Annotated in this window: 24 protein-coding genes; 5 read left to right on the forward strand and 19 right to left on the reverse strand. The window is 64.3% G+C overall.

Annotated features, from left to right (window positions below; translation table 11 throughout):
• Positions 1-17: 17 nt before the first annotated feature.
• Positions 18-581 carry a regulatory protein RecX gene (locus AC1DR6_RS03080; protein WP_476827697.1) on the reverse strand — a complete coding sequence of 188 codons (564 nt, stop codon included), beginning with the start codon at positions 579-581 and terminating at the stop codon, positions 18-20.
• Between the two features lies 1 nt (position 582).
• Positions 583-1002 carry an alternative ribosome rescue aminoacyl-tRNA hydrolase ArfB gene (arfB, locus tag AC1DR6_RS03085; RefSeq protein ID WP_476827698.1) on the reverse strand — a complete coding sequence of 140 codons (420 nt, stop codon included), beginning with the start codon at positions 1000-1002 and terminating at the stop codon, positions 583-585.
• A gap of 153 nt (positions 1003-1155) precedes the next feature.
• On the opposite strand from arfB, the gene mazG reads away from it, so the two are divergent.
• On the forward strand, positions 1156-1992 hold the full coding sequence (mazG, locus tag AC1DR6_RS03090) for a nucleoside triphosphate pyrophosphohydrolase (RefSeq protein ID WP_476827699.1): 837 nt from the start codon (positions 1156-1158) through the stop codon (positions 1990-1992).
• A 42-nt stretch (positions 1993-2034) separates the two neighbouring features.
• On the opposite strand, the gene hflX is transcribed toward mazG, so the two are convergent.
• From hflX to dusB, 7 genes are all read right to left on the reverse strand, one after another.
• Positions 2035-3363, reverse strand: coding sequence for a GTPase HflX (gene hflX, locus AC1DR6_RS03095; protein ID WP_476827804.1), 1329 nt, complete (start codon positions 3361-3363; stop codon positions 2035-2037).
• A gap of 71 nt (positions 3364-3434) precedes the next feature.
• Positions 3435-3683: an RNA chaperone Hfq gene (hfq, locus tag AC1DR6_RS03100; protein ID WP_076438102.1), complete on the reverse strand. Its 249-nt coding sequence runs from the start codon at positions 3681-3683 to the stop codon at positions 3435-3437.
• A gap of 209 nt (positions 3684-3892) precedes the next feature.
• On the reverse strand, positions 3893-5260 hold the full coding sequence (ntrX, locus tag AC1DR6_RS03105; protein WP_476827700.1) for a nitrogen assimilation response regulator NtrX: 1368 nt from the start codon (positions 5258-5260) through the stop codon (positions 3893-3895).
• Complete coding sequence (locus AC1DR6_RS03110) at positions 5257-7506, reverse strand: sensor histidine kinase NtrY-like (protein ID WP_476827701.1); 2250 nt, start codon at positions 7504-7506, stop codon at positions 5257-5259. The genes ntrX and AC1DR6_RS03110 overlap by 4 nt, the downstream gene beginning before the upstream one ends.
• 291 nt (positions 7507-7797) lie before the next feature.
• Positions 7798-9252: a nitrogen regulation protein NR(I) gene (gene ntrC, locus AC1DR6_RS03115; RefSeq protein ID WP_476827702.1), complete on the reverse strand. Its 1455-nt coding sequence runs from the start codon at positions 9250-9252 to the stop codon at positions 7798-7800.
• Between the two features lie 15 nt (positions 9253-9267).
• Positions 9268-10392, reverse strand: a complete 1125-nt coding sequence (locus tag AC1DR6_RS03120; protein ID WP_476827805.1) for a two-component system sensor histidine kinase NtrB — start codon at positions 10390-10392, stop codon at positions 9268-9270.
• A 31-nt stretch (positions 10393-10423) separates the two neighbouring features.
• Positions 10424-11413: a tRNA dihydrouridine synthase DusB gene (gene dusB / locus AC1DR6_RS03125; RefSeq protein ID WP_476827703.1), complete on the reverse strand. Its 990-nt coding sequence runs from the start codon at positions 11411-11413 to the stop codon at positions 10424-10426.
• A gap of 166 nt (positions 11414-11579) precedes the next feature.
• Here dusB and AC1DR6_RS03130 point away from each other — a divergent pair, with 166 nt between their 5' ends.
• Positions 11580-12791, forward strand: coding sequence for a bifunctional 2-C-methyl-D-erythritol 4-phosphate cytidylyltransferase/2-C-methyl-D-erythritol 2,4-cyclodiphosphate synthase (locus AC1DR6_RS03130; RefSeq protein ID WP_476827704.1), 1212 nt, complete (start codon positions 11580-11582; stop codon positions 12789-12791).
• Positions 12788-13285, forward strand: a complete 498-nt coding sequence (locus AC1DR6_RS03135; protein WP_476827705.1) for a CinA family protein — start codon at positions 12788-12790, stop codon at positions 13283-13285. The genes AC1DR6_RS03130 and AC1DR6_RS03135 overlap by 4 nt, the downstream gene beginning before the upstream one ends.
• Positions 13286-13330: 45 nt before the next feature.
• Here AC1DR6_RS03135 and AC1DR6_RS03140 read toward each other — a convergent pair whose 3' ends face one another.
• The 10 genes from AC1DR6_RS03140 to AC1DR6_RS03185 form a co-directional block, all read right to left on the reverse strand.
• Complete coding sequence (locus AC1DR6_RS03140; RefSeq protein WP_476827706.1) at positions 13331-13804, reverse strand: type II toxin-antitoxin system RatA family toxin; 474 nt, start codon at positions 13802-13804, stop codon at positions 13331-13333.
• Positions 13805-13817: 13 nt separating this feature from the next.
• Positions 13818-14837 (reverse strand): lipoyl synthase, encoded by a 1020-nt coding sequence (gene lipA, locus AC1DR6_RS03145; RefSeq protein WP_476827707.1) that lies wholly within the window; start codon positions 14835-14837, stop codon positions 13818-13820.
• Positions 14838-14933: 96 nt separating this feature from the next.
• Positions 14934-15206, reverse strand: a complete 273-nt coding sequence (locus AC1DR6_RS03150) for a GlsB/YeaQ/YmgE family stress response membrane protein (RefSeq protein WP_476827708.1) — start codon at positions 15204-15206, stop codon at positions 14934-14936.
• 62 nt (positions 15207-15268) lie between these two features.
• Positions 15269-15607, reverse strand: a complete 339-nt coding sequence (locus AC1DR6_RS03155; RefSeq protein ID WP_476827709.1) for a GlsB/YeaQ/YmgE family stress response membrane protein — start codon at positions 15605-15607, stop codon at positions 15269-15271.
• Positions 15608-15689: 82 nt separating this feature from the next.
• Positions 15690-17129, reverse strand: a complete 1440-nt coding sequence (lpdA, locus tag AC1DR6_RS03160) for a dihydrolipoyl dehydrogenase (protein ID WP_476827710.1) — start codon at positions 17127-17129, stop codon at positions 15690-15692.
• Positions 17130-17146: 17 nt separating this feature from the next.
• Positions 17147-18532: a pyruvate dehydrogenase complex dihydrolipoamide acetyltransferase gene (locus tag AC1DR6_RS03165; protein WP_476827711.1), complete on the reverse strand. Its 1386-nt coding sequence runs from the start codon at positions 18530-18532 to the stop codon at positions 17147-17149.
• A gap of 3 nt (positions 18533-18535) precedes the next feature.
• The gene (locus AC1DR6_RS03170; protein WP_476827712.1) at positions 18536-18784 is read right to left on the reverse strand and encodes a hypothetical protein; all 249 of its coding nucleotides are present in this window, start codon (positions 18782-18784) and stop codon (positions 18536-18538) included.
• A 7-nt stretch (positions 18785-18791) separates the two neighbouring features.
• On the reverse strand, positions 18792-20222 hold the full coding sequence (locus tag AC1DR6_RS03175) for a pyruvate dehydrogenase complex E1 component subunit beta (RefSeq protein WP_476827713.1): 1431 nt from the start codon (positions 20220-20222) through the stop codon (positions 18792-18794).
• A gap of 56 nt (positions 20223-20278) precedes the next feature.
• A complete protein-coding gene (gene pdhA, locus AC1DR6_RS03180) occupies positions 20279-21376 on the reverse strand; it encodes a pyruvate dehydrogenase (acetyl-transferring) E1 component subunit alpha (RefSeq protein WP_476827714.1) in 1098 nt (365 codons plus the stop codon).
• 172 nt (positions 21377-21548) lie between these two features.
• Entirely contained in the window at positions 21549-21860 is a 312-nt protein-coding gene (locus tag AC1DR6_RS03185; protein ID WP_476827715.1) for an FtsB family cell division protein, read from the reverse strand.
• A 287-nt stretch (positions 21861-22147) separates the two neighbouring features.
• Here AC1DR6_RS03185 and AC1DR6_RS03190 point away from each other — a divergent pair, with 287 nt between their 5' ends.
• Both AC1DR6_RS03190 and AC1DR6_RS03195 read left to right on the forward strand, forming a co-directional pair.
• Positions 22148-23482 (forward strand): tyrosine-type recombinase/integrase, encoded by a 1335-nt coding sequence (locus AC1DR6_RS03190; RefSeq protein ID WP_476827716.1) that lies wholly within the window; start codon positions 22148-22150, stop codon positions 23480-23482.
• 11 nt (positions 23483-23493) lie between these two features.
• Positions 23494-24057 (forward strand): hypothetical protein, encoded by a 564-nt coding sequence (locus AC1DR6_RS03195; RefSeq protein WP_476827717.1) that lies wholly within the window; start codon positions 23494-23496, stop codon positions 24055-24057.
• Positions 24058-24117 lie beyond the last annotated feature (60 nt).

The raw sequence follows: 24117 nt of genomic DNA on the forward strand, positions 1-24117 counted from the left end.
TGATGACGGGGATATATTCAGATCGGCTCATGCTGCAGTTCCTCATCGATGGCTTGGCGGGCGATGGCATAGCCGAAGCCCAGCCGGGCCAGCGCCGCCAAATCCTTGTTTCGGGCCTCGGCGCGTCCGGTCCGGCGCCATGGCCCGAGGCGCTTGCGACGGGCTGCGGTTCGGGCGGCGTCGAGCTCCGCGTCGGCGTCCGGGCGCGACACTTCGGCAATCAGCTCGCGCGCGACACCCTTCGCGGCGAGGCGGCCAGCGACAGCACGTCCCGACAGGCCCTTTCGGTGGAGGCTTGCCGCCCGCGCTTCGGCGAAGCGGCGGTCGTCGACGAGGCCGAGCGACTGGCATCGCGCCACGACATCCTCGAGCAGTTCGGTGTGGCTGGCTGGATCGTCGCCATGATGGCGGCAGCTGAGCGCGATCTTGCGGGCGAGAACCCGGCGCAACTGCGCGCTCGGCGCGGAGTAGCGCTCGATATAGTGCAGCGCCGCCCTATGCAGATAATCGCGGGTGATGCGTCGCGGCGCCTTTCGCGGACGCGGCGAGGGCTGGGCTGCCCGCTCCTCTTTCTCAGTCATGCTAGTCGGATGCCGGGCGCGAACGACCGGCCTTCACGCCGGAACGTCGTTCCTTCGAGGCGAGCCGGCGCTCCTTGGAGGCCTTGGTCGGCTTCGTGGCGCGCCGTGTTTCCGGGCGAACCGCCGCCTGCCGGATGAGGTCGGCCAGCCGCTCCACGGCATCCTCGCGATTGCGTTTCTGGCTGCGATGCGTCTGCGCGACGAGGACGATCACGCCGTCCTGCGTCAACCTGCTGCCCGCCAGCTTCATCAGCCGAATCGCGACCTCGTTCGGCAGCGAGGGCGAACGTCTCACGTCGAAGCGGATCTGAACGGCGCTCGACACCTTGTTGACGTGCTGCCCGCCCGGACCGGAGGCGCGCACGAAGCTCTCCTCGATCTCGCTTTCCTCGATCGCGATGGACGGGGTGACCTGAATCATGAAACTGAGACTAGCCTCAAGCCGGATGAATTCAGATGGAATTGCCGAGCGGTCTTGTCTGAATTCCGAATTTGTCTCGCCTTATCAGGAATCAGGGCGGGATTCGCGCGAAAACCGCTTACGATCTCGCTTCCGTTCACGGAGTTCACAGCGTTGCAGGCCTCACGCGACATCGAACGCCTGATCGCGATCATGGCGGCCTTGCGGACGCCCGGAACCGGCTGCCCCTGGGATCTGGAGCAGGATTTCGCATCCGTCGCGCCCTACACCATCGAGGAAGCCTATGAGGTTGCCGACGCGATCGCGCGCGGCGACCGGCTCGAACTCAAGGACGAGCTGGGCGATCTGCTGCTGCAGGTCGTCTTCCATGCCCGCATGGCGGAGGAGGAAGGCAGTTTCGCCTTCCCCGATGTCGTTGAGGCCATCACCAGCAAGCTCATCCGGCGTCATCCCCATGTTTTCGGTGATACGCGCGATCTGACGCCGGCCGAGGTCAAGGTGCTGTGGCACCGGATCAAGATGGAGGAGAAGGCCGCGAAGCTCGCAGCACGCGAGGCGGCCGGTCTCCCGCCGAAGCCGGAAGACAAAAGCGTTCTTTCCGGCGTGCCTTTCACCCTGCCCGCCCTGACCCGTGCCTGGAAACTTCAGGCGCGGGCCTCGACTGTCGGCTTCGACTGGAACGATGCCCGGCTGGTGCTCGACAAGATCCGCGAAGAGATCGGCGAGGTCGACGAAGCCATGGCGGCCGGCGACAAGCCTGCGATGCGCGAGGAGGTCGGCGACCTGCTGTTCGCGGTGGCCAATCTCGCAAGGCATCTCGACGCGGATCCGGAAGGCGCGCTTGCCGCTGCGAATGCCAAGTTCGAGCGACGCTTCAACGGGATCGAGGCCGCGTTGGACGCGCAGAGCCGCAGCCCTCAGGACGCGAGCCTCGAGGAGATGGAAGCGCTTTGGCAGGAGATGAAGAAGGCCGAGAAAGCGGGCGGTTAGAGCGTCGGTACGAACGCAGTGAAGCAATACGCGCAACGATGCCTAGCGGATGCGCTCCGCGCCTTCAAACCGCGCCGTAAACGCCCCTTCACGCTCCAGCGGGAGGCGCACCAGCAGGTTCAAGCGCCCATCCGCCTCATCCTCGCGTTCGAGGATTTCGCCATTGGCGTGAAGCCAGGCCAGCGACTTGCCGTCGCCCGTCGGCAGCTCCAGTCGAAAGACCGGCCGGCTCGCTGCGATGCGTGTCTCAATCGCCTGCGTCAGCCGACCCATGCCCTCGCCTGTCAGCGCGGAGACCAGGACCGGACGCGCCTCCGCGGGACGGTGCAATGCGACTTCCAGCTGCCGCTCGCGCTCGGCGGGATCGAGCAGGTCGGCCTTGTTCCAGACTTCGACCACACGCTGGCCATCGTCGGGGTTGATGCCGAGATCGCGCAGGATGGCCTGCACGTCGGCGGCCTGCGCCTGCGTATCCTCGTGCGAGACGTCGCGGATATGGAGCAGCACGTCGGCTTCGATCGCGTCTTCCAAGGTGGCGCGGAAAGCGGCAACGAGCTGCGTCGGCAGGTCCGAGATGAAGCCGACCGTGTCGGAGAGCATGATGCGGGCTCCGAGCGGCAGCTTGATCGCACGCGCGGTCGGATCAAGCGTCGCGAACAGCATGTCCTGCGCCAGCACCTCGGCCGAGGTCAGGCGGTTGAACAGCGTAGACTTGCCGGCATTGGTGTAACCGACCAGCGCCACGATCGGGTAAGGCACCCGCTTGCGGCTTGCCCGATGCAGCGAGCGGGTGCGCTTGACCTGGTCGAGATCGCGCTCGATCTTGGTCATCCTCTCTTGGATGACCCGCCGATCTGCTTCGATCTGCGTTTCGCCAGGGCCGCCGAGGAAGCCGAAGCCGCCGCGCTGCCGCTCCAGATGGGTCCATGACCGCACCAGCCGGCTCTTCTGGTAGTTCAGATGCGCCAGCTCGACTTGGAGCGCGCCTTCCTTGGTCCGTGCGCGCCGACCGAAGATTTCGAGGATCAGGCCGGTCCGGTCGATCACCTTGCAGCCGAACGCTTTTTCGAGATTTCGCTGCTGGACCGGAGACAGCGCGCAGTCCATCACGACAAGGCCGATCTCCTCGATCTTGATCCGCTCGACCAGCTCCTCGACCTTGCCCTTGCCGAGATAGGTCGCGGGCCTCAACGCGCTGAGCAGCACCTGCACCGGCTCGACGACCGTCAGGTCGATCGCAGCAGCCAGACCGACAGCCTCGTCGAGCCGCGCTGCGAAGGAACGCTGGTTGGAGTCGGCCGCCAGGCCGCGCTTTTGCTGATAGGGCCCGACGACATAGGCGCGTGTATTCGCCGCGATGTCGCGTTCGATCTCGTCGAGCGGTTTCGCGCCAGTGACGCGCGTCCCCGCCCGATTATCGTCGTCGTGGCTTTTCGCCAAAATCAGGTCTTGTCCGTTTCCTCGGGCTCGAACAGCTGCACCGGGTGGCCGGGCATGATGGTCGAGATCGCATGCTTGTAGACCAGCTGGGAGTGCCCGTCACGCCGCAGCAGCACGCAGAAATTGTCGAACCAGGTGACGACGCCCTGCAGTTTCACACCGTTGACGAGGAAGATCGTCAGGGGAATCTTCTGCTTGCGGACGTGGTTCAGGAACGTGTCCTGAAGGTTTTGAGCCCGTTCGGCGGCCATGTTTAGTTCCTTTTGTTGGGATCGCCGATCGGATTGAAACCCGCGATCCAGTTCGTTCCGTTATGACTGAGCGGACCAGCCGCCAGCCGCAGAACACCGACACTCCATTAGATCGTCGAGTCCGTTCATTACGCAAGTGCAGCATAACGCGATATCGCGCATATCAGCTGCACGGTGCGCAGATCGACATGCGCTCGGCGCCTAGCTGGCTATCCCACACCCAGCGACTTCAACTTGCGGTGCAAAGCCGAACGCTCCATCCCGATGAATTCCGCCGTGCGCGAGATATTGCCGGAAAACCGCGCGATCTGGGCGATGAGATATTCGCGCTCGAAAATCTCGCGCGCATCCCGCAAAGGCAGGCTCATCAATCGCTCGCCGCCGCTTCCGGACGGGGTCGTCGGCACCATGGCGCCGACCTCGGCTGGAAGCATCTCGACGGTGACCTCTGCGGTCGGATCGCCCTTCGTCAGGATCATCAGCCGTTCGACATTGTTGCGGAGTTCACGAACATTGCCCGGCCATTCATGCGATTGCAGCACCGCCATCGCATCGCCGCCGATCCGCCGCTTCGGCAGCCCCGATGCCACCGAAATCTGATCCATGAAAAACTCGATCAGTTCAGGCACGTCCTCCCGCCTTTCGGAGAGCGGCGGCACCTTGATCGGCACCACGCCGAGGCGGTGATAGAGGTCCTCGCGGAACTGCCCCTCCGAGATCATCAGAGCCAGATCGCGGCTGGACGAGGAGATGATGCGGACATCGACATGGACCCGCGTCGCGCCGCCGACACGCTGGAAATTCTGGTCGACCAGAACGCGCAGGATGCGGTTTTGCGTCTCGCGCGGCATGTCACCGATCTCGTCGATGTAGAGCGAGCCGCCATGCGCCTCCTCGAGCGCGCCGACGCGGCGCGAGCGCCCGTCTCCGCCCTCGATTCCGAAGAGCTCCTCTTCCATCGTCTCGGGCGTGATCGTCGCGGCATTGATGACGATGAAGGGGCCCGAAGAGCGCGTGGACGATTCGTGCAGCGTCCGCGCGGCAAGTTCCTTGCCGCAGCCGGGCTCGCCGGTGATCAGCACGCGCGCATTCGTCGGCGCAACGCGCTCCACCGTCTGGCGCAGCTGGTTGATCGTGGTCGAGCGACCGACGATACGGCTCGCCTGCACAGATTGGGTCTTCAGGTCGCGAACTTCGCGACGCAGGCGGGAGGCCTCGAGCGCCCGCTCCGCCACGAGCACGAGCCGGTCGGCCTTGAACGGTTTCTCGATGAAGTCGTAGGCCCCGCTTTTGATCGCGGAGACGGCGGTCTCGATGTTGCCGTGACCGGAGATCATCACCACCGCGAGATCGGGATGGCTTTCCTTGACCAGCTCCAGCACCTGGAGGCCGTCGAGCCGGCTGCCCTGCAGCCAGATGTCGAGGAAAACCAGATTCGGTCGGCGTGCGGCGATCGCCGCCAGCGCCTCGTCGGCCGAACCGGCCTTGCGCGTGCGGTAACCTTCGTCTTCCAGCAGGCCGGCCACCAGATCGCGGATATCGACCTCGTCGTCCACCACCAGGATGTCAGCACTCATAGGCTTGTCCCATTTTTCCTGTCGCGTTCGAGCGACGGGGCGCCCTTGCGGGTGCCCTCCTCGCCGTTATCGGCCTCCTGGACCGGGCCAGTTTCGGGGAACCAGAGACGAATACGCGCCCCGCGCGCGCCATCGGGACGGTCGAGCAATTCGATGCCGCCGCCGTGATCTTCCAGTATCTTGCCGACGATGGCGAGGCCGAGGCCCGTGCCCCCCTCGCGCGTCGTCATATAGGGCTCAAGCAACTTCTGCCGCTGCTCGACGGGCAGGCCCTTGCCGGTGTCCATCACGTCGATGACGATGCGGCCATCCTCCCAGCGCTCGAAACGAACCTCGATGCGCCCCTGCCCGCGCTCATCGACCGACACGGCCTCGATCGCCTCGGTGGCATTCTTGATGACGTTCGTCAGGGCCTGCGAGATCAGACGCCTGTCGAAGCGAGCCTGCACGTCGCCTTCCGGCAGTTGCTCCTCGATCGTCGTCTCGGGATTACCGACGCGCCAGAGGAAGACGATCTGCCGGACAGTCTCGACGATGTCCTCACGTTGCAGCGAAGGCTTCGGCATTCTGGCGAAGGACGAGAACTCGTCGACCATGCGGCGGATGTCGTCGACCTGCCGGACGATCGTGTCGGTGCACTGGTCGAAGACGTCCTTACCCTCGACGATGACCTTGCCGAAGCGGCGTTTGATGCGCTCGGCCGAAAGCTGGATCGGCGTGAGCGGGTTCTTGATTTCGTGAGCGATCCGGCGCGCGACATCGGCCCAGGCGGCGGTGCGCTGCGCCGAAACCAGATCCGTGATGTCGTCGAGGGTGACGACAAGCCCGGCACTCAGGTTCTCGCCTTCGCGCGTGGCCCTGACATTGACCATGCGGTCCCGCCCGGCGCGCGGGATCATAACCTGGCCGGAGCTCTGGCGCATCCGGCCGTGCAGCGCCTCGGCGACGAAACTCGCCAGTTCCGGAGCGATCTCGGCAATAGCTTTACCGAGGAGCCGGCCGCCAGTGCCCAGCAGGGCTTCGGCGGAGCGATTGATGATGGTGATGTGGCCTTCGCTGTCGAGGCTGAGCACGCCCGACGAGACGCCCGACAGGACCGTCTCAGTGAAGCGTCGTCGTCGATCGATGACCCCGCTGGCCGTCACCAGGCTGTCGTGCTGGCGGCGCAGCTCGGCCGTCATCTTGTTGAAGGTTTCGCCGAGATGGGCGAGGTCGCCTTCCGAGCGACGGATCGGGACCTGAACGTAGAAGTTCCCGCTCGACACCTGATCAGCCGCATGGATCAGTCGTCGTATCGGCGCGACGAGCCGGTTGGCGAAACTCAAGCCGAACCAGATCGCGGAGAGCAGCAGGATCAGCGCGATCAAGGCGTACATCGAGGCGAAGGCGATTTGCACGCCTTTGCGTCGCGCATCGATCGACAGATATTCGACCGCTGCACCCCGCGCGACGCTAGGAAATTCGACCGCCAGGGGGTCGACCTCGCGCGCCGTATACAGAAAGCTGTTGTCGTAGGACGGCAGCTTCATCAGCGTGCCGAAAACGCTGCTGTTGCGGGGGATCACGCAGATCGGATCCGGCGCGGCCTGGGCATCGTCGAATGCGGCCTTGTCGGGCATCGGCGGATTTCGCAGCACGTCGATGGCGGCACGCGCGACGATCTTTTCCGGCGGCTGCATCACCAATGCGACCGGTACGCCGAGCGCCGTGGCGCGCGCCGTCAGAAAGCTTTCGAACCAGCGCCGATCCGCATCAAAGGCCGGTTTGGCGCGCGTCAAATCGTCGGCGAGGATGCGGATTTCGCGGCCGAGCGACTTGCACTGGCTCGCGGCATAGGCATCGGCCACCTCGACCGATTTGAACACGGCATCGCGCATCCGGTCGGAAAACCAGGGCTCCAGGCCGCGCTCGATCGTGACGGTGGCGATTATGGCAACCAGAATGGCCGGCAACGCGGCGATGAAGCTGAACAGCCCGACGATCCGCACATGCAGGCCGGCAGCGGCCGCCCCCGCCTTGCGCGCGCGGATCACCACGGCGGCTTCGAAAATGACGACCACCAGCAAGGCGATGATGAGCAGGGCGTTCAGCACGAAAACGCCGATGACCACCTCGTGAACCGGGGTGATCGGCGTCGAACCCGACAGGACGAGAAAGGTCAGGAGCGCGGAGACGAGTGCCAGAACGACAATGCTGCCGCCGACCCAGCCGGAGACATGCCGAGAGTTTTCCTCGGCACGCGGCATGATTCTGGCGTCACTGACGGATACCGACACGATTTCTGACAACCTCGCGGAAGCGCGCCCGGAAGACGTGACGCGCAGCGCTACTGATGCGCCGCCGCAACGGTGTTGTCAAAATACGACATATGCAAGGCGGGCTTGAGACCATCGCAAATTCAGCCGCCGCCGCTTAACCGTCAGGTTCAGCTAAACGCCTCTTGGCGCATGGCCGGAACCGGTTCGGGGTGCTCCCCAAAATTCCGGAGAGGCGCCGACGGCGCTTCTCAGGATGAGGCCGGCTAACGAGGACTTCGCTCAGCGCGGTGTGCGGACGACCTGCATGTCGAGCTCGCGAATTTTCTTGCGGAGCGTGTTGCGGTTCAGGCCCAGCAACTCGGCGGCCCGAATCTGGTTGCCGCGCGTCGAGGCCAGTGCCGCAGCGATCAGCGGCGGCTCGATCTCGCGCAGAATGCGGTGATACAGCCCTGGCGGCGGGATGTTGTCGCCGAAGCCGCCGAAATATTGCCCCAGATGCCGCTCGACCGAGCCTGACAGGGTTTCCGCACGCTCCGTCGTGGGAGTGACGCTTCCACCGAAGCTCGATGTGGCGCTGGCCGGCTGCAACTCTGTTTCGACAATCGGCGCTGTGATGGTCTCCTGCGGATACAGCGCCGCGAGACGTCGCACGAGATTCTCCAGCTCGCGGACATTGCCCGGCCAGCGATAGCGCCGCATGACGTCCATGGCTTCAGAATCGACCTGCTTGCGCGGCAGCCCCTCCTTCTCGACCAGCGAGAAAAAGTGACGCACAAGGTCCGGGATATCCTCGACGCGCTCCCGCAGGGGCGGCAGGCGGATCGGCACCACGTTCAACCGGAAGAACAGATCCTCGCGAAACAGACCCTGCGCGATCGAGATGCGAAGGTCCTTGTTCGTCGCGGCGACGATGCGGACATTGGTCTTGATCGGGGTGCGGCCGCCGACCGTGGTGTATTCGCCCTGCTGGAGCACGCGCAGCAGCCGGGTCTGCGCCTCCATCGGCATGTCGCCGATCTCGTCGAGAAAGAGTGTGCCGCCCTCGGCCTGCTCGAAACGGCCGGACGAACGCGTCAGAGCGCCGGTAAAGGCCCCCTTTTCGTGCCCGAAAAGCTCGGATTCGATCAGGTCCTTGGGGATCGCGGCCATGTTGATCGCGACGAAGGGGCCGTTCTTGCGCTTGCCGTAATCGTGCAGCGCGCGCGCAACCAATTCCTTGCCCGTGCCGGACTCGCCGTTGATCATCACCGTGAGGTCGATCGGCATCAGGCGGGCGAGCGCGCGGTAAACGTCCTGCATCGCCGGAGAGCGGCCGACGAGCGGGATGTCCTCGGGCTCGGACGGATGGGAGCGGGCGATGTCCCCGCGCGGGCGCGACAGAGCGCGGCCGACGATGGCGACGAGCTCCTTCAAGTCGAAAGGCTTGGGCAGGTATTCATAGGCGCCGCGCTCTGACGCCTTGATCGCCGTCATGAACGTGTTCTGCGCGCTCATGACGATGATCGGCACGTCGGGACGCACCCGCTTGATCCGTGGGAGCAGGTCGAAGGCGTTGCCGTCCGGCATCACCACATCGGTGATGATGAGGTCGCCGAGGCCCTGCGCGGCCCAGGTCCAAAGCGTCGCCGCCTGGCCGGTGGTGCGAACCTCGTAGCCCGCCCGGGCGAGCGCCTGGTTCAGGACCGTGCGGATCGCGGCATCATCGTCGGCTACCAGAATGTTCCCGGTCGGCATGAGCTTTTGTCGGCCTTACGTTGTCTGGCCCGGCCGCTGGTGCAGGGGCAGGAGAATCCTGAAATTCGTGCGGCGATGGATGGATTCGCATTCGACGATCCCGCCGTGATCGCCGATCACCTTGGCGACAAGTGCAAGTCCAAGGCCACTGCCCTGCGCCTTGGTGGTGACGAAGGGATCGAACAGGTGCTGCAGCAGGTCAGCGGGCACGCCCGGCCCGTTGTCGCGCACGCCGATCTCGAGAGGGAGTGCGATACGGTCGAGCGAGCCCGGCACCTGCATGCGGATGCCGGGTCGATAGGCCGTGGTCAGGGTGATCTCACCGTCGATGGACTGCTCGCCAATGGCCTCTGCCGCATTTTTCACCAGGTTGAGCATGACCTGGACAAGCTGATCGCGGTTACCGGCGACCGGCGGCAGCGACGGGTCGTAGATTTCGTTGAAACGGATGTGGCGCGCAAAGCCCGATTGCGCCAGCCGCTTCACATGATCCAGCACGTCGTGCACGTTGACGGCGTCGCGCTCGCTGGGTCGCTCGTCCCCGAAAAGCTCGACGCGCTCGACGAGCTTCACGATTCTGTCCGTTTCGTCGCAGATCAGCTGCGTCAGCATACGGTCTTCGTCGGAGGCCGAACCCTCCAGCAACTGGGCCGCGCCACGAATGCCCGAAAGCGGGTTCTTGATTTCATGGGCCAGCATGGCGCCCAGAGCCGTGATGGAACGGGCGGCCCCGCGATGGGTCAGCTGCCTGTCCATTTTTTCGGCAATTGTCCGTTCCTGCAGCATTAGCACGACCGCGCCGCCATCTCCCGGCAGGGGCGATACGAAGACATCGACGATCCGCTCAAGGCCGAGGCGCGGCGAGCCGAGGTCAAGGCGATATTCGCTGACACTGGCGCCGCGACGCTGAACCTCTTCGACCAAGGCCAGCACAGGAGAACCGAACGCGATCAGATCGCCGATCGGATGACGCTTCAACAGCGCGGCGCTCGACTGAAAAAAATCCTCCGCCGCCGTATTGGCGTAGAGGATCGCCTGTTCCGGCCCAATCACCAGAACCGGCATCGGCAGCACATTCAGCGCCTGAACCTCGATCGACCCTAACAGGTAAGCCGCACCGCGCCCGGCCTCCTTTTCCATAAACATCACCGTCATCGGTTTCGGCTCCGTTTCACGCGGCCTGGCGATCGCGATCGGTGGAAAACAGACCTGTAAGAGACTCGATCACGCGAGCCGGCTCGTCACTCGTCAGCAGTGTCCGGCGACGCTGAAGGTCAGGCTCGCAGCCCTCCGCGATCGCTTCGTCGGCATAAGCCGCCAGATGCTTGCGGGCATGGCGTACGCCATGAGCGACCCCCATCAACGTCAAAAGACCTTCGTAATGCTCGCGCGCGACCGAGAGCTTTTCGGCGAGCGTCGGCGGCACGAAAGGCCTCGCATCCAGCGCGGCCCCGATCTCGCCGACGAGCCAAGGGCGGCCGAGGGCGGCGCGGCCGACCATGACGAAGTCGGCGCCCGACTGCGCGAGGCAGTGTCGGGCATCGTCGACATCACAGATGTCGCCATTCGCGACGAGGGGGAAATCGCCGGCCGCTCGTACGGCCGCGATCGCGCGCCAATCGGCCGTGCCCTTGTAGAATTGCTGTCGCGTGCGACCGTGGACAGCGATCATCCGGGCCCCCGCGACGACGGCACGACGTGCAAGTTCGGGCGCATTGCGGGAGGCATCGTCCCAGCCAAGCCGCATCTTGACCGTCACAGGAATGGTCACGGCCGCCACGGCCGCTTCGACCAGCCGCACAGCATGGTCGAGATCGCGCATCAGGGCCGACCCTGCCCAACCGCCTGTCACCTTCTTGGCTGGGCAACCCATGTTGATATCGACGATCGAGGCTCCGTTGGCCTCGGCCAGCCGCGCGGCCTCGCCAAGCCAATGCGGGTCGCACCCCGCCAGCTGCACGACATGAGGCGTGACGCCCTGCCCCTCGGCCCGGATCCGCGCCTCCTCGCTGCCCCGAACGAATTCATCCGACGCGACCATCTCGGAGACGACGATCCCAGCCTGATAGCGCGCGGCCAGCCGACGCATCACGATATCCGTCACGCCGGACATCGGAGCGAGGAATGCTCGAGAATGGATGGGTACGCCAGCGACCTGCAACGCTCACAGCCTGCTTTTGAGGCACGTTTTCGATTGGTTATTTATTAGACATTGCTGCGACTGCGCAAGCGTCTTGATTCTGGTTGCTGCACTGCACAGCCTGCGGGGCTCCGCACGGCCTGAAAGAGTGCTATGTCGCGGGCTTCATCGTATCCATAGAGTGCCCGTGCCGGACCCATCGAGAGATTTCCTCCCCGTCGCCGCCCTGATCGTCGCTGCCGGCCAAAGCCTGCGCGCAGGCGCGGGGACCCCAAAGCCATACCGCTGCCTCGGAGGACGTTCGGTCCTCGCCCGGGCTCTGGCGCCGTTTCTGGCAGAGCCTGCCATCGGGCACGTGCTGGTGGTCATCGGCACTGAGGATTCGGAACGCTATGCGCAGGCCGTCGCCGACATCGATGCATCGCGCCTCCTGCCGCCTGCGGAGGGCGGTGCGAACCGCCAGGATTCGGTACGCTTAGGCCTCCAAGCGCTCCGGCGGGCAGGCTTTGACGGGATCGTGCTGGTCCATGATGCGGCGAGGCCTTTCGTCTCAGCGGATCTTATCAATTCCGCGATCGACGGTCTCGCGGGCAGTGCGGTCGCTGCCGTTCCGGTCTTGCCAGTGACCGACACAATCAAGCGCATCGACGGCACCGGCCGGATTGTCGAGACACCGCCGCGCGCTCGGCTCGTCAGTGTGCAGACGCCGCAAGGCTTCCTGCTGTCGCCGCTGCTGAGTGCACATGAGGCCGCCGAGAAAGCCGGCTTGCTGGGCTTCACTGACGATTCGGCGCTGATGGAATGGGCAGGTCACCCGGTGGCGACCTTTCCCGGCGATCCCGCCAACATCAAGCTTACCCATCCGCAGGATTTCAGGGAGCGCTCCCCGGTGGACAGTTCATCTCTCGTGACCCGGGTCGGCACCGGCTACGACGTCCACGCTTTCGGACCGGGCGACCATATCTGGCTTGGCGGCGTCCGCATCGTGCATGAGAACGGGGTTGTCGCGCATTCTGACGGCGATGTCGCGCTCCACGCGCTGACCGATGCTGTACTTGGCGCGCTCGCCGAGGGAGATATCGGCACCCACTTCCCGCCTTCCGAGGCGCAATGGCGCGGTGCGGCCTCGGCCCGGTTCCTCACCTTCGCGGCAGAGCGGGTACGCGCCCGAGGTGGCCGGATCGACCATCTCGATTTGACCATCATCTGCGAAGCCCCGAAAATCGGTCCCCATCGCGAGGCCATCCGCGAAGCGATCGCCGCTGCTGCCGGAATCGCGATCGGCAAGGTTGCGATCAAGGCGACGACCTCGGAGCAGATGGGTTTTACCGGTCGCCGGGAAGGCCTCGCCGCGCTGGCGACCGCCACGATCCGACTGCCGGAGGATCACCTGACATGAGCCTCGCCGAGATTCCCGCTCGCGCAGCCGAATTGCTGGAGATCGGCCTCAAGCACGGCTTCACCGTCGCGACGGTCGAGTCCTGCACCGGAGGCCTCGTCGGCGGAGCCTTGACGGCGATCTCGGGTTCCTCGGCCCTCGTCCTCGGCGGGCTGATCACCTACGCCAACGACGCGAAAACGGCCCTTGCCGGTGTTCCCCCGGCGCTGCTTGCGCAGCATGGCGCGGTGAGCGAACCGGTCTCCCGCGCGATGGCGGAGGGTGGCCGAGCGAGGCTCGCCAGCACCTTTGCCGTGGCGATCACGGGCGTGGCCGGTCCTGGAGGTGGAAGCGACGCCAAACCCGTCGGACTGGTTCATTTCGCCTGTGCGGGCCCCGATGGCACACGCCATCGCGAACGCCGCTTCGGCCCCCGGAGCCGCGACGAGATCCGCGAGCTGAGCGTGCTGGAGGCGTTGGACCTGCTGCGCGAGGCGATGCTGGCGCGGGCGTAAGGCTCCGTTCGGGAACCGAGCCAGACTCTCGTCGGCCAAAGCCGGTCAGGCGCCGCCGGATGCCGGCTGCGTCGTTCCATAAACCTCGTCGGCGCGCCGCTCGAACGCCTCCGAGAACTTGCGGAAAGCCTTGTCGAACATCGCGCCCATCAGGAGGCCGAGCATGCGGCTGGCGAATTCGTAGGAGATGAAGAAGCCGACATCGCAGCCGGTCTCACCAGGCTTGAAGGTCCAGCGGTTCTCCAGATGCCGAAAGGGACCGTCGACATATTCCACGAGAATCTTGAGGTTTGCCGGGTCGAGTGTAACGCGGCTCGTAAAGGTCTCGCGGATCGCCTTATAGCCCACGGACATGTCCGCCACGAGCATCTCGCCACCCCCCTCGCGCGGGGTGCGACGGCGAACCACAAGACCCTCGCAGAGCGGCAGAAATTGCGGATATTTTTCGACATCCGCGACGAGCGCGAACATCTGCTCGGGCGAGTGTCGCACCCGTCGGGTGCTGTTGAACATCGGCATCGGATTGGCGCCGTTACGGGCCGCGCCGCGCGGCGCGGTTCGCACGCAGGCGAGCAAAGTCCTCCCCGGCATGATGCGAGGAGCGGGTCAGCGGCGTCGACGACACCATCAGGAAGCCCTTGGCGTAAGCGATGGTCTCGAAGCTCTTGAACTCGTCGGGCGTCACGAAGCGGATCACCGCATGGTGCTTGCGCGATGGCGCGAGATACTGGCCGATCGTCATAAAATCGACCTCGGCCGAGCGAAGGTCGTCCATCAGCTGCAGCACTTCGTTCCGCTCTTCTCCGAGGCCGACCATGATGCCGGATTTGGTGAAGATCGTCGGGTCAAGTTCCTTCACCCTCTGCAGCAGCCGCAGCGAATGGAAATAACGCGCGCCCGGCCGCACCTTCAGATAGCGGCCCGGCACGGTTTCGAGATTGTGGTTGAACACGTCCGGCTTGGCCGCGACGACGACCTCGAGCGCGCCGGGCTTGCGCAGGAAGTCCGGCGTCAGGATCTCGATCGTGGTGCCGGGAGATGCCAGACGGATGGCGCGGATCACGTTGGCGAAATGCGCGGCGCCACCATCCCCAAGATCGTCGCGATCGACCGAGGTGATGACGACATGCTCGAGCCCGAGCTTGGCGACGGCATCGGCGACCTTGCGCGGCTCCTCCAGATCGAGCGGCAGCGGCACACCCGTCTTCACATTGCAGAAGGCGCAAGCCCGCGTGCAGGTGTCGCCCATGATCATGAAGGTGGCGTGCTTCTTTTCCCAGCACTCGCCGATGTTGGGGCAGCCTGCCTCCTCGCAGACCGTGACCAGCTTTTCGGCTTTTACGATCGCCTTGGTCTCTGCCCATTTCGGCGAGCCCGGCGCCTTCACCCGGATCCAGTCAGGCTTGCGCAGCACCGGGTTTTCCGGGCGCCTCTGTTTTTCCGGATGCCGGATTTCGAGGGCAGGCTGGGCAACGCCCATCGGCGCGATCGCCTTGGGATTTCCGACATTCGGCCGCGGGTCGCGGTTCAACAGGTCGAGGACAAGCGCCATATCGGGGTCCAGGCTTCAAATGCGTCTGCCGGCCAGGCCGGCTCGGTTCTAGCTAATCGCACGGGCACCGCATCGCAACCTTGCGGCTGGTCCGCGCTATCGGCGCGCCGCGTTCCAGATCGTGATGACGATGATCGCCCCCGCCACCGCTGCCGTCAGCGTGCGCCAGAATCCGAAGATCGGGATCTGCAGCAGCTCCGCTACCTTGGCTCCGACGAAGGAGCCGGCGACGCCGACCAGCATGTTCGTGAACAGGCCGTGGTCGGAGGACGTGATCCGCTCGGCGATCCAACCCGCCAGGATGCCGATCAGCAGCGTGGCGAAAAAGCCGTATCCCGGCTGGGCCATGGTGGCGGCGAAGTTTTCCATTGTTCAGTCCTCAAGCCGGCGCAGCAGCGCCCTCCCCCGAATGATGATGTCGCCGACCCCGGCTACGCGATGAAGCGCGCCAGCAGGATCAGCAGGATCGCGCCCAGAACAGCCATGCCGGCATCGTCGAGGAAGGCATAGCCGGTGTTCAACCGCCACCCGGTCAGCCTGACGATGCCTTGCCCCACCAACATGCCGAGCACGCCGACGACAGCGTGACGGATGAGCCCGCCGCCTCCGACGATGAGGCTCGCGACGAAGCCGATCACCGTACCGGAGGCGACCGTCGGGACGATCACGCTCCAGTCGAGCGGCAACGTCGAACGCGGCGGAAGAATCTCGACCTCCTCGTCGCGGACGACACGGTCGGGTTTCGGCGATCTGCGGGTGCGTGGCGGCATGAGGCTTATATGATGTGGCACACCGTCTCCGCCAAGCCAGACGGTCATGCTCGGGCCGAGCCCGAGCATGACCGACTATGACCTACGCGTTCAGCACCTTGCCGTAAGCGTCGAGCACGCTTTCCTTCATCACTTCCGAGAGTGTCGGATGCGGAAAGATGGTGTGCATCAGCTCTTCCTCTGTCGTCTCGAGGTTCATCGCGACGACGAAGCCCTGGATCAGCTCGGTGACCTCGGGGCCGACGAGATGGGCGCCGAGCAGCTTGCCGGTCTTGGCATCAAAAATCGTCTTCGCGAGACCGCTATCCTCGCCGAGCGCCACGGCCTTGCCGTTGGCGACGAAGTTGAAGCGGCCGACCTTGATCTCGTGGCCCGCAGCCTTGGCCTTGGCTTCCGTCAGGCCGACGCTGGCGATCTGCGGGTGGCAATAGGTGCAGCCCGGGATCATCGCCTTGTCCATCGGGTGCGGATGCAAACCCTTGATCGCCTCGACGCAGATCACCGCCTCGTGCTCGGCCTTGTGAGCCAGCATCGGCGGTCCGGCGACGTCGCCGATCGCATAGACGCCCTTGACGTTGGTCCGGCAGAATTCGTCGATGACGATGCAGCCGCGATCCGTCTTCACGCCGAGCGCTTCAAGCCCGATGTTCTCGATATTGCCGACGACTCCGACGGCCGAGATCATGCGATCGGCGGTGATCGTCTGCTTGCCGCCCTTCTCGTCCTCGATATGGGCGGTGACGCTGTCGGCCGATTTCTCAACCTTCGTCACCTTGGCGCCGGTCAGGATCTTGATGCCCTGCTTCTCGAAGGCCTTACGAGCGAAGGCGCCGATCTCGGCATCCTCCACGGGCACGACCTGCGGCAGAACCTCGACGACCGTCACCTCGACACCCATCGTCCGGTAGAACGACGCGAATTCGATACCGATTGCGCCGGAGCCCATCACCAGCAGCGACTTCGGCATCTTGGCCGGGACCATCGACTCGAAATAGGTCCAGATCAGCTTGCCGTCCGGCTCGATGCCGGGCAGCGCACGCGGCCGGGCTCCGGTCGCGACGATGATATGATCGGCGGTGTAGGTGCCCTCGCCCTTCGCGCCCTTCGGGATCGGCCCCTGCGGCTGCATGGGCGGCTTCTTGGTCGGCGCAACCGTGATGGAGCCAGGCTTTGTCAGCGTCGCCTCGCCCCAGATCACGTCGACCTTGTTCTTCTTCATCAGGAACTGGACGCCGTTGTTCATCCGCACGGCGATGCCGCGCGAGCGCTTCACCACCGCGTCCAGATCGGCCTTGAACGAGCCTTCCAGCACCAGCCCGTAATCCTTGGCATGCTGGCCGTAGTGCAGGATTTCAGCCGAGCGCAGCAGCGCCTTGGTCGGGATGCAGCCCCAGTTCGAACAGATGCCCGCAAGATGCTCGCGCTCGACGATCGCGGTCTTGTAGCCAAGCTGCGCCGCCCGGATCGCGGCGATATAGCCGCCGGGGCCGGAGCCGATGACGATGATGTCGTAGTCAGCCATGGTCGTTCTCCCGCCGCTCAGACCAGCATCGCCATGGGCTTTTCGATATAGCCCTTGAATGCCGCCAGCAGCTCGGCGCCAAGCGCGCCGTCGACCGCGCGGTGGTCGGTCGAGAGCGTGACCGACATCACGGTCGCGACCGCGAGTTCGCCCTTGCGGACGACCGCACGCTGCTCGCCCGCGCCGACCGCGAGGATCGTCGCATGCGGCGGATTGACGATGGCCGCGAAGTCCTTGACGCCGAACATGCCCAAGTTCGAAACCGCCGTGGTGCCGCCCTGATACTCCTCGGGCTTGAGCTTGCGGGCCTTGGCGCGACCGGCCATATCCTTCATCTCGTTGGAGATCTGGCTCAGCGTCTTGTGGCAGGCGTCGCGGATGATCGGGGTGATCAGGCCACCCGGGATCGAGACGGCGACGCCGACATCGGCATGCTTGTGCTTGAGCATCGTGTTCTCGGTCCAGGACACGTTCGCGTCCGGAACGGCCCTGAGCGCCAGCGCCAGCGCCTTGATGACCATGTCGTTGACCGAGAGCTTGTAGGCCGCCTTGCCGTCCTTTTCAGGCGCCGCGGCATTGAGTTCGCCACGCAGCTTCAGCAGCGCATCGAGTTCGCAATCGACCGTGACGTAGAAATGCGGGACGGTCTGCTTGGCTTCGAGCAGGCGGCGCGCGATGGTCTTGCGCATGCCGTCATGCGGCACTTCTTCGTAAGAACCCGGCGCGAACAGCTTCTTGACCTGCTCATCCGAAGCACCCGTCGCGAGCGGCGCGGATGCAGGCTTCGCCGCGGCAGCAGATGCGGCAACCGCAGGAGCGGCCTTGGCACCACCGCCAGACTTGGCGGCCTCGACGTCCTTCTCGACGATGCGACCATGCGGGCCGGACCCCTGGATGGCGGACAGATCGAGCCCGGCTTCCTTGGCGATGCGGCGCGCCAGCGGCGAGGCAAACGAGCGCGATCCGTCAGACTTCGGCGCGGACGGCGTCGAGCCGGCAACGCTGCCACCATAGCCGGAAGCCGAAGCTTCGGGCGCAGCCGCTTTGGGATTGGCCTCGGCTGCGGCCATCGGCTTGGCAGCTTCGGTTTTGGGAGCTTCCGCTTTGGGGGCGTCGGTTTTGCCGCCGGCCGCCGGAGCGGACACGCTCTTGGCGTCCTCGCCCTCGCCGGCGATGACGCCGATGATCTCGTTGACGGCGACATCGGCCGTGCCTTCCGGCACCACGATCCGGGCGAGGATGCCCTCGTCGACCGCCTCCACCTCCATCGTCGCCTTGTCGGTCTCGATCTCGGCGATGACGTCACCGGACTTGATGACGTCGCCTTCCTTCTTCAGCCATTTGGCAAGATTGCCCTTCTCCATCGTGGGAGAGAGCGCGGGCATCAGGATGTTGGTCGGCATCGGTCAGGCTCCAATTTTCCGCCAAGTTTTCTTTGGACCCCGGCGACCTAGCTCCAATTTGCTGTCGTCCCGAAGCTTTTGAGCAGCCCAACGCATTTCATACTGCCATGTATAAAACAGATCACCAGAAGCTTTGAGATCTGTCTCATGGTTTTGCCAGATATGCCGAGCAACCTCGACGATCGTCGCTTCACCATCATGAGCATCGATTGCAGCTGCAACTGCCTTCTTAAGTTGATCGCGATTTATCATTGCCAATTCAGCGATAGCAAACGGCTTTGGCCGCCGCGACGACCTCGCCGATGTTGGGAAGCGCGAGCTTTTCAAGGTTCGCGGCGTAGGGCATCGGCACGTCCTTGCCAGTGACGCGGAGGACGGGGGCGTCGAGATAGTCGAACGCCGCCTCCATGATCTTCATGCCGATCTCGGCGGTCACGCCGGACTGCGGGAAGCCTTCCTCGACCGCGACGCAGCGATTGGTCTTCTGCACGGAGGCAACGACCGTCTCGATGTCCATCGGGCGGATGGTCCGAAGGTCGATGACCTCGGCCTCGATGCCTTCCTTGGCGAGCGCCTCGGCGGCGCCGAGCGCATAGGTCATGCCGATACCGAAGGAGACGATGGTGACGTCCGTACCCTGACGCACGACCTTGGCCTTGCCGATCGGGATCAGGAAGTCGTCGCCCTTCGGCACCTCGAAGGACTTGCCGTACATGATCTCGTTTTCAAGGAAGATCACCGGGTTCGGATCGCGGATGGCGCTCTTCAGCAGCCCTTTCGCGTCGGACGCGCTGTAGGGCACCACGACCTTCAGGCCCGGTACGTTGGAATACCAAGCCGCATAATCGTGGCTGTGCTGGGCGCCGACGCGGGCGGCCGCTCCATTGGGCCCACGGAACACGATCGGCGCGCCCATCTGGCCGCCGGACATGTAGAGCGTCTTGGCGGCCGAGTTGATGATGTGGTCGATCGCCTGCATGGCGAAGTTGAAGGTCATGAACTCGACGATCGGCCGCAGGCCGGACAGCGCCGCGCCGACACCGATGCCGGCGAAGCCGTGCTCGGTGATCGGCGTATCGATGACGCGCTTGGGGCCGAATTCCTGCAGCAGGCCCTGCGTGACCTTGTAGGCGCCCTGGTATTCGGCGACCTCTTCGCCCATCACGAAGACGCTGCCGTCGCGGCGCATCTCTTCGGCCATCGCGTCGCGGAGGGCTTCGCGCACGGTCTGGCTTCCGATCTCGGCACCCGCCGGAAACTCCGAGGACGCATCATAGGCCTTGGCCTGCGCCGGGGCGCTCCCGACGCCGGCCTCGGCCTTCGGCGCGGCCGCAACCTTCGGCGCTTCGCCCGTCACGGCGGGAGGCGCCGACTGCGCGACCTTGGGGTCGCTCCCGGCTGGCTTGGTTGCTTCGTTGGAGGCACTCGCGGCGGCGTTCACATCCTCGCCCTCAGCCGCGATGACGCCGATCCTGGTGTTGACGGCGACGTTCTCGCTGCCATCCGGAATCAGGATCTTAGCGAGGATCCCCTCATCGACCGCTTCGACCTCCATGGTGGCCTTGTCGGTCTCGATCTCGGCGATGACATCGCCGGCCTTGACCGAGTCACCCTCTTTTTTCAGCCACTTGGCGAGTTTTCCTTCCTCCATGGTGGGAGAAAGGGCAGGCATCAGAATGTCGATCGGCATGGAGGCACCCGTTCTACGACGCGGGAAAGACGATGAGGAGGCTTGGGCGCGGGCGATCAGCCCTTCGCCGGCTCCAGCAGGATGTCGGTATAGAGCTCGGCGACATCGGGCTCCGGATCATGCGTCGCGAACTCGGCCGCGTCGTTGACGATCTCGCGCACCTTGGCGTCGATTGCCTTGAGCTCGTCTTCGCCGATCTTGAATTCGCGCTGCAGGCGGGCACGGACCTGCTCGATCGGGTCGTGCTCCTCACGCATGCGCTGCACCTCGTCCTTCGAGCGATACTTCGCCGGGTCGGACATCGAGTGGCCGCGATAGCGGTAGGTCTGCATTTCGAGGATGTAGGGGCCCTGGCCGGAGCGGGCGTGCTCGATGGCGCGCTGCGCCGCCTCACGCACGGCACGCACGTCCATGCCATCGACCTGCTCGCCGGGAATGCCGAAGGAAAGACCGCGGCGCGAGAAATCCGTCTGCGCCGAGGCGCGGCTGACCGAGGTGCCCATGGCGTAGCGGTTGTTCTCGATGACGTAGACCACCGGCAGCTTCCACAGCTGCGCCATGTTGAAGCTCTCGTAGACCTGGCCCTGATTGGCAGCGCCATCGCCAAAATAGGTCATCGAAACCGTCTTGTCGTCGCGATACCAGTCGGCGAAGGCGAGGCCCGTGCCGAGCGATACCTGCGCGCCGACGATGCCGTGGCCGCCGTAGAAGTTCTTCTCGCGGCTGAACATGTGCATCGAGCCGCCCTTACCGCGCGAGTAGCCACCGCGCCGGCCGGTCAGCTCGGCCATCACGCCGCGCGATTCCATGCCGCAGGCCAGCATATGGCCGTGGTCGCGATAGCCGGTGATGACCTGGTCGCCATCCTTGGACGCCATCTGCATGCCGATCACGACCGCTTCCTGCCCGATATAGAGGTGGCAGAAACCGCCGATGAGGCCCATGCCGTACATCTGGCCGGCCTTCTCCTCGAAACGCCGGATCATCAGCATCTCGCGATAGGCGTGGAGATCTTCGTCCTTGCTGAAGGGCGTCACGTTGCTCGGCGCGGCGGCGGTCTTGTCGCCCTGGCCCTTGGCGGCGCGGGCCTTGGGCGGCTTGGCGCCGGCGGCCGGGAGGACGGGAGCCTTCGAATTACGCGCAGCAACGGCCATAGGCGATCCTCCAGAGTTCTTATCCTTGTTGTAAAGGATCAAAAAACCGCTGGCGAGGGCGCTATCTCGCAATGCAGCATTCGTTATCTTCTTGTAATCATTCAAGAAGACAGAATTAACTCGATTTTGGTTGATCGATACGCCTGCGACTAAGAGCCGGCTTGTTTTGGGATCATCGCCCGAGGATGACGACGTCGTTCTTGTTGGTGCGGCCAAGCATCGCGCGAGAGGTTTCCTCCAGCATATCGCGATCGATGGAATCGTCCCGGACAAGAGACAGGCGCCGCTCCCAGGATTTCCGTTCGGTCATCAACCCCGCCAGTTCGGTATCCATCGTGCGCAGCTGCTCGCGAACCGCGCCGCGCGCCTCAAGGCCGCGTGCACCATGCTGAGCGTGGAACAGGAAATAGGACACAGCCGCGCCCGACACCGCATAGAGCGCGAGCGTGATGAAGACCGATCTGAGTCCGCGGCGGATGACCATGCTCCGACGCTAGGTCGGCTTGGTTTCCGGCGGGTTAACGATCAGCGGGTTGGGCTTAAACTCAAAGCCTTGACGTGGTGAGCGGGGTGGGKATCGAACCCACGACCACATGATTAAAAGTTATGTCCTGCATGGTAGCGGGGCATATCAAATCAGATGGAGAATAGCGAGACAAGCCCTTGCAAAGCCGGAATTATCCGGGCAAAGATATGCTCCGATATTATCGCGGGGGATCAGGGCATTTCAGCCTGCTTTGTTCCCCCGGCGATCCCCCGGAGGCGGAAAGCATGAACGAGAAAAAGAAGGTTACTACCCCTGCCGCCCTGGTGCGCTTCAAGAAAGACCCAACCAAGCGGCAGGAAATCCCGGACGCCATCGTCCCAGGCCTCTACTTCCTCATTCAGCCTTCGGGCGCGAAATCCTGGGCTGTCCGCGCACGAGTCGATGGCCGCCTGCTCAAGTTCACTCTCGGCAGGTATCTGGCCGGTGACGATCAAGCGCTGGCAGGCGCGGAGATCACCAAGGCGCGGGATGAAGCTAGGGAGATGATCCGTCAGGCGAAGAGCGGCGGGGACCCCCGGCTGGCGAAGGCTGAGGCGGAAGCCCAGCAGAAACTAGAGCGCGAAGAGAAGGCGAAAGAGTCTTTCGATGCTCTGGCGCGCTCGTTCATTAAACGCCATGCCATGAAAAAGACGCGGACATGGCGGGAGACGGCGCGCACTCTCGGTTTGGTGGCGGGCGATGGGGGGCGCGACGAGATCGACGGCTTTGTCGCCAAGCCTGACAGCTTGGTGGCAAAATGGGGCGGCCGCCATATCGGAGCGATCAAGCGGCAAGAGATCGTGACGGCTCTGGACGAGGTAGTCGATGCCGGCAGCCCTATCGCAGCCAATCGCCGACTCGCAGCCGTTCGGAAAATGTTCAACTGGTGCGTGAAACGCGGCCATCTGCACGCCTCGCCGTGCGCAGGTATTGAGAAGCCCGGCGAAGAGGTCAGCCGCGAGCGCACTCTTTCTGACAATGAATTGCGGTTGCTTCTCAAGGCATGCGCCAATGTCGGTGGTATTCAGGGCGATCTAGTCAAGCTGCTCCTTTATACCGCGCAGCGCCGCACCGAATGCGCCGAAATGGCGTGGCGCGAGGTTAATGATAACAGTTGGATCATTCCAACTGAACGTTCGAAGAACAAGAAGCCGCACTTGGTGCCGTTGAATGCGGGCGCGCTAGTCATTCTTGACGCGCGCCCGCGCATCGCTGGGCCGGGCTATGCCTTCACTATCGGCGGCAGCGCAGCCTTCAGCGGCTTCGCCAAACTGAAACAGGACATCGACAAGGCCATGGCCGAACTTGCCGAGGAAGGGGCCGAAATTCCCCACTGGACGCTTCATGACCTGCGGCGAACGGCGGCATCGGGCATGCAGAAGCTCGGGATCAAGGTTGATGTTGTCGAGAAGCTGCTCAACCATATCAGCGGCACCTTCAGCGGGATCGTAAAGGTCTACAACCTCTACGACTATGCCGCTGAGAAGCGGCACGCTGCCGATGCCTGGGGCGTCTTTTTGGATGGCCTCCTCAAGGACGCGCCGGCCGACAATGTCCTGCCGATGGTGAGGGCGTCGTGAAGAACTCGCCCATGACCAAAGCGCTGATGCTCGCCGCGATGGCGGTCGGCGAACACGCAAGGACCGCGGTCGCTGCCGATGATCTAGAAAGCGCGGAGGCATTTGCCGCGATCCTCGATATGCTAGCCGGCATGGCTGAAGATCGCGGGTCGCCCCTCGCGTCGGTGATCGAAGAGCGCCGCACGAATGGGCGCGGTCATTCGCATCATGTGCAATCGCAATTCGCGCTTGCGATAGCGGCGCAGGGGATGCGCCTGGGCATGGATAGGGCATCAGCGCTGAAGTCTGCCGCCGCTGCCACGGGTCGCACGCAGAAGGGGCTTCAGGACCTCGGCGTCCCTGCCGATCGTGAGGCGTTTGAAGAGTGGTTCAAAGGCCCGGCAGCCTTGGGCCCGCGCGCTATCATCAAAAAAGCTATGTCCGATCTCTCGGCCCAGACTGGTGGCCCACCATCGTGGCATGAATTCGTTGAATTTGCCGGTACCCAAGCCCGTGAAGCCGGCGCCCGCCAAAGCCGCGCCGAGGCGAAGGAAGCGGCTATTCGCGCCCTCTTCTCGCATAAGGCTTTGAAATAATTCGGGAAGCTCGACCCCTCTAGGAGCTTCCCGCTCCGGTGCGATAGCTGGTTGGCCGCC

This window comes from Allobosea sp. P5_A5, assembly GCF_056400625.1.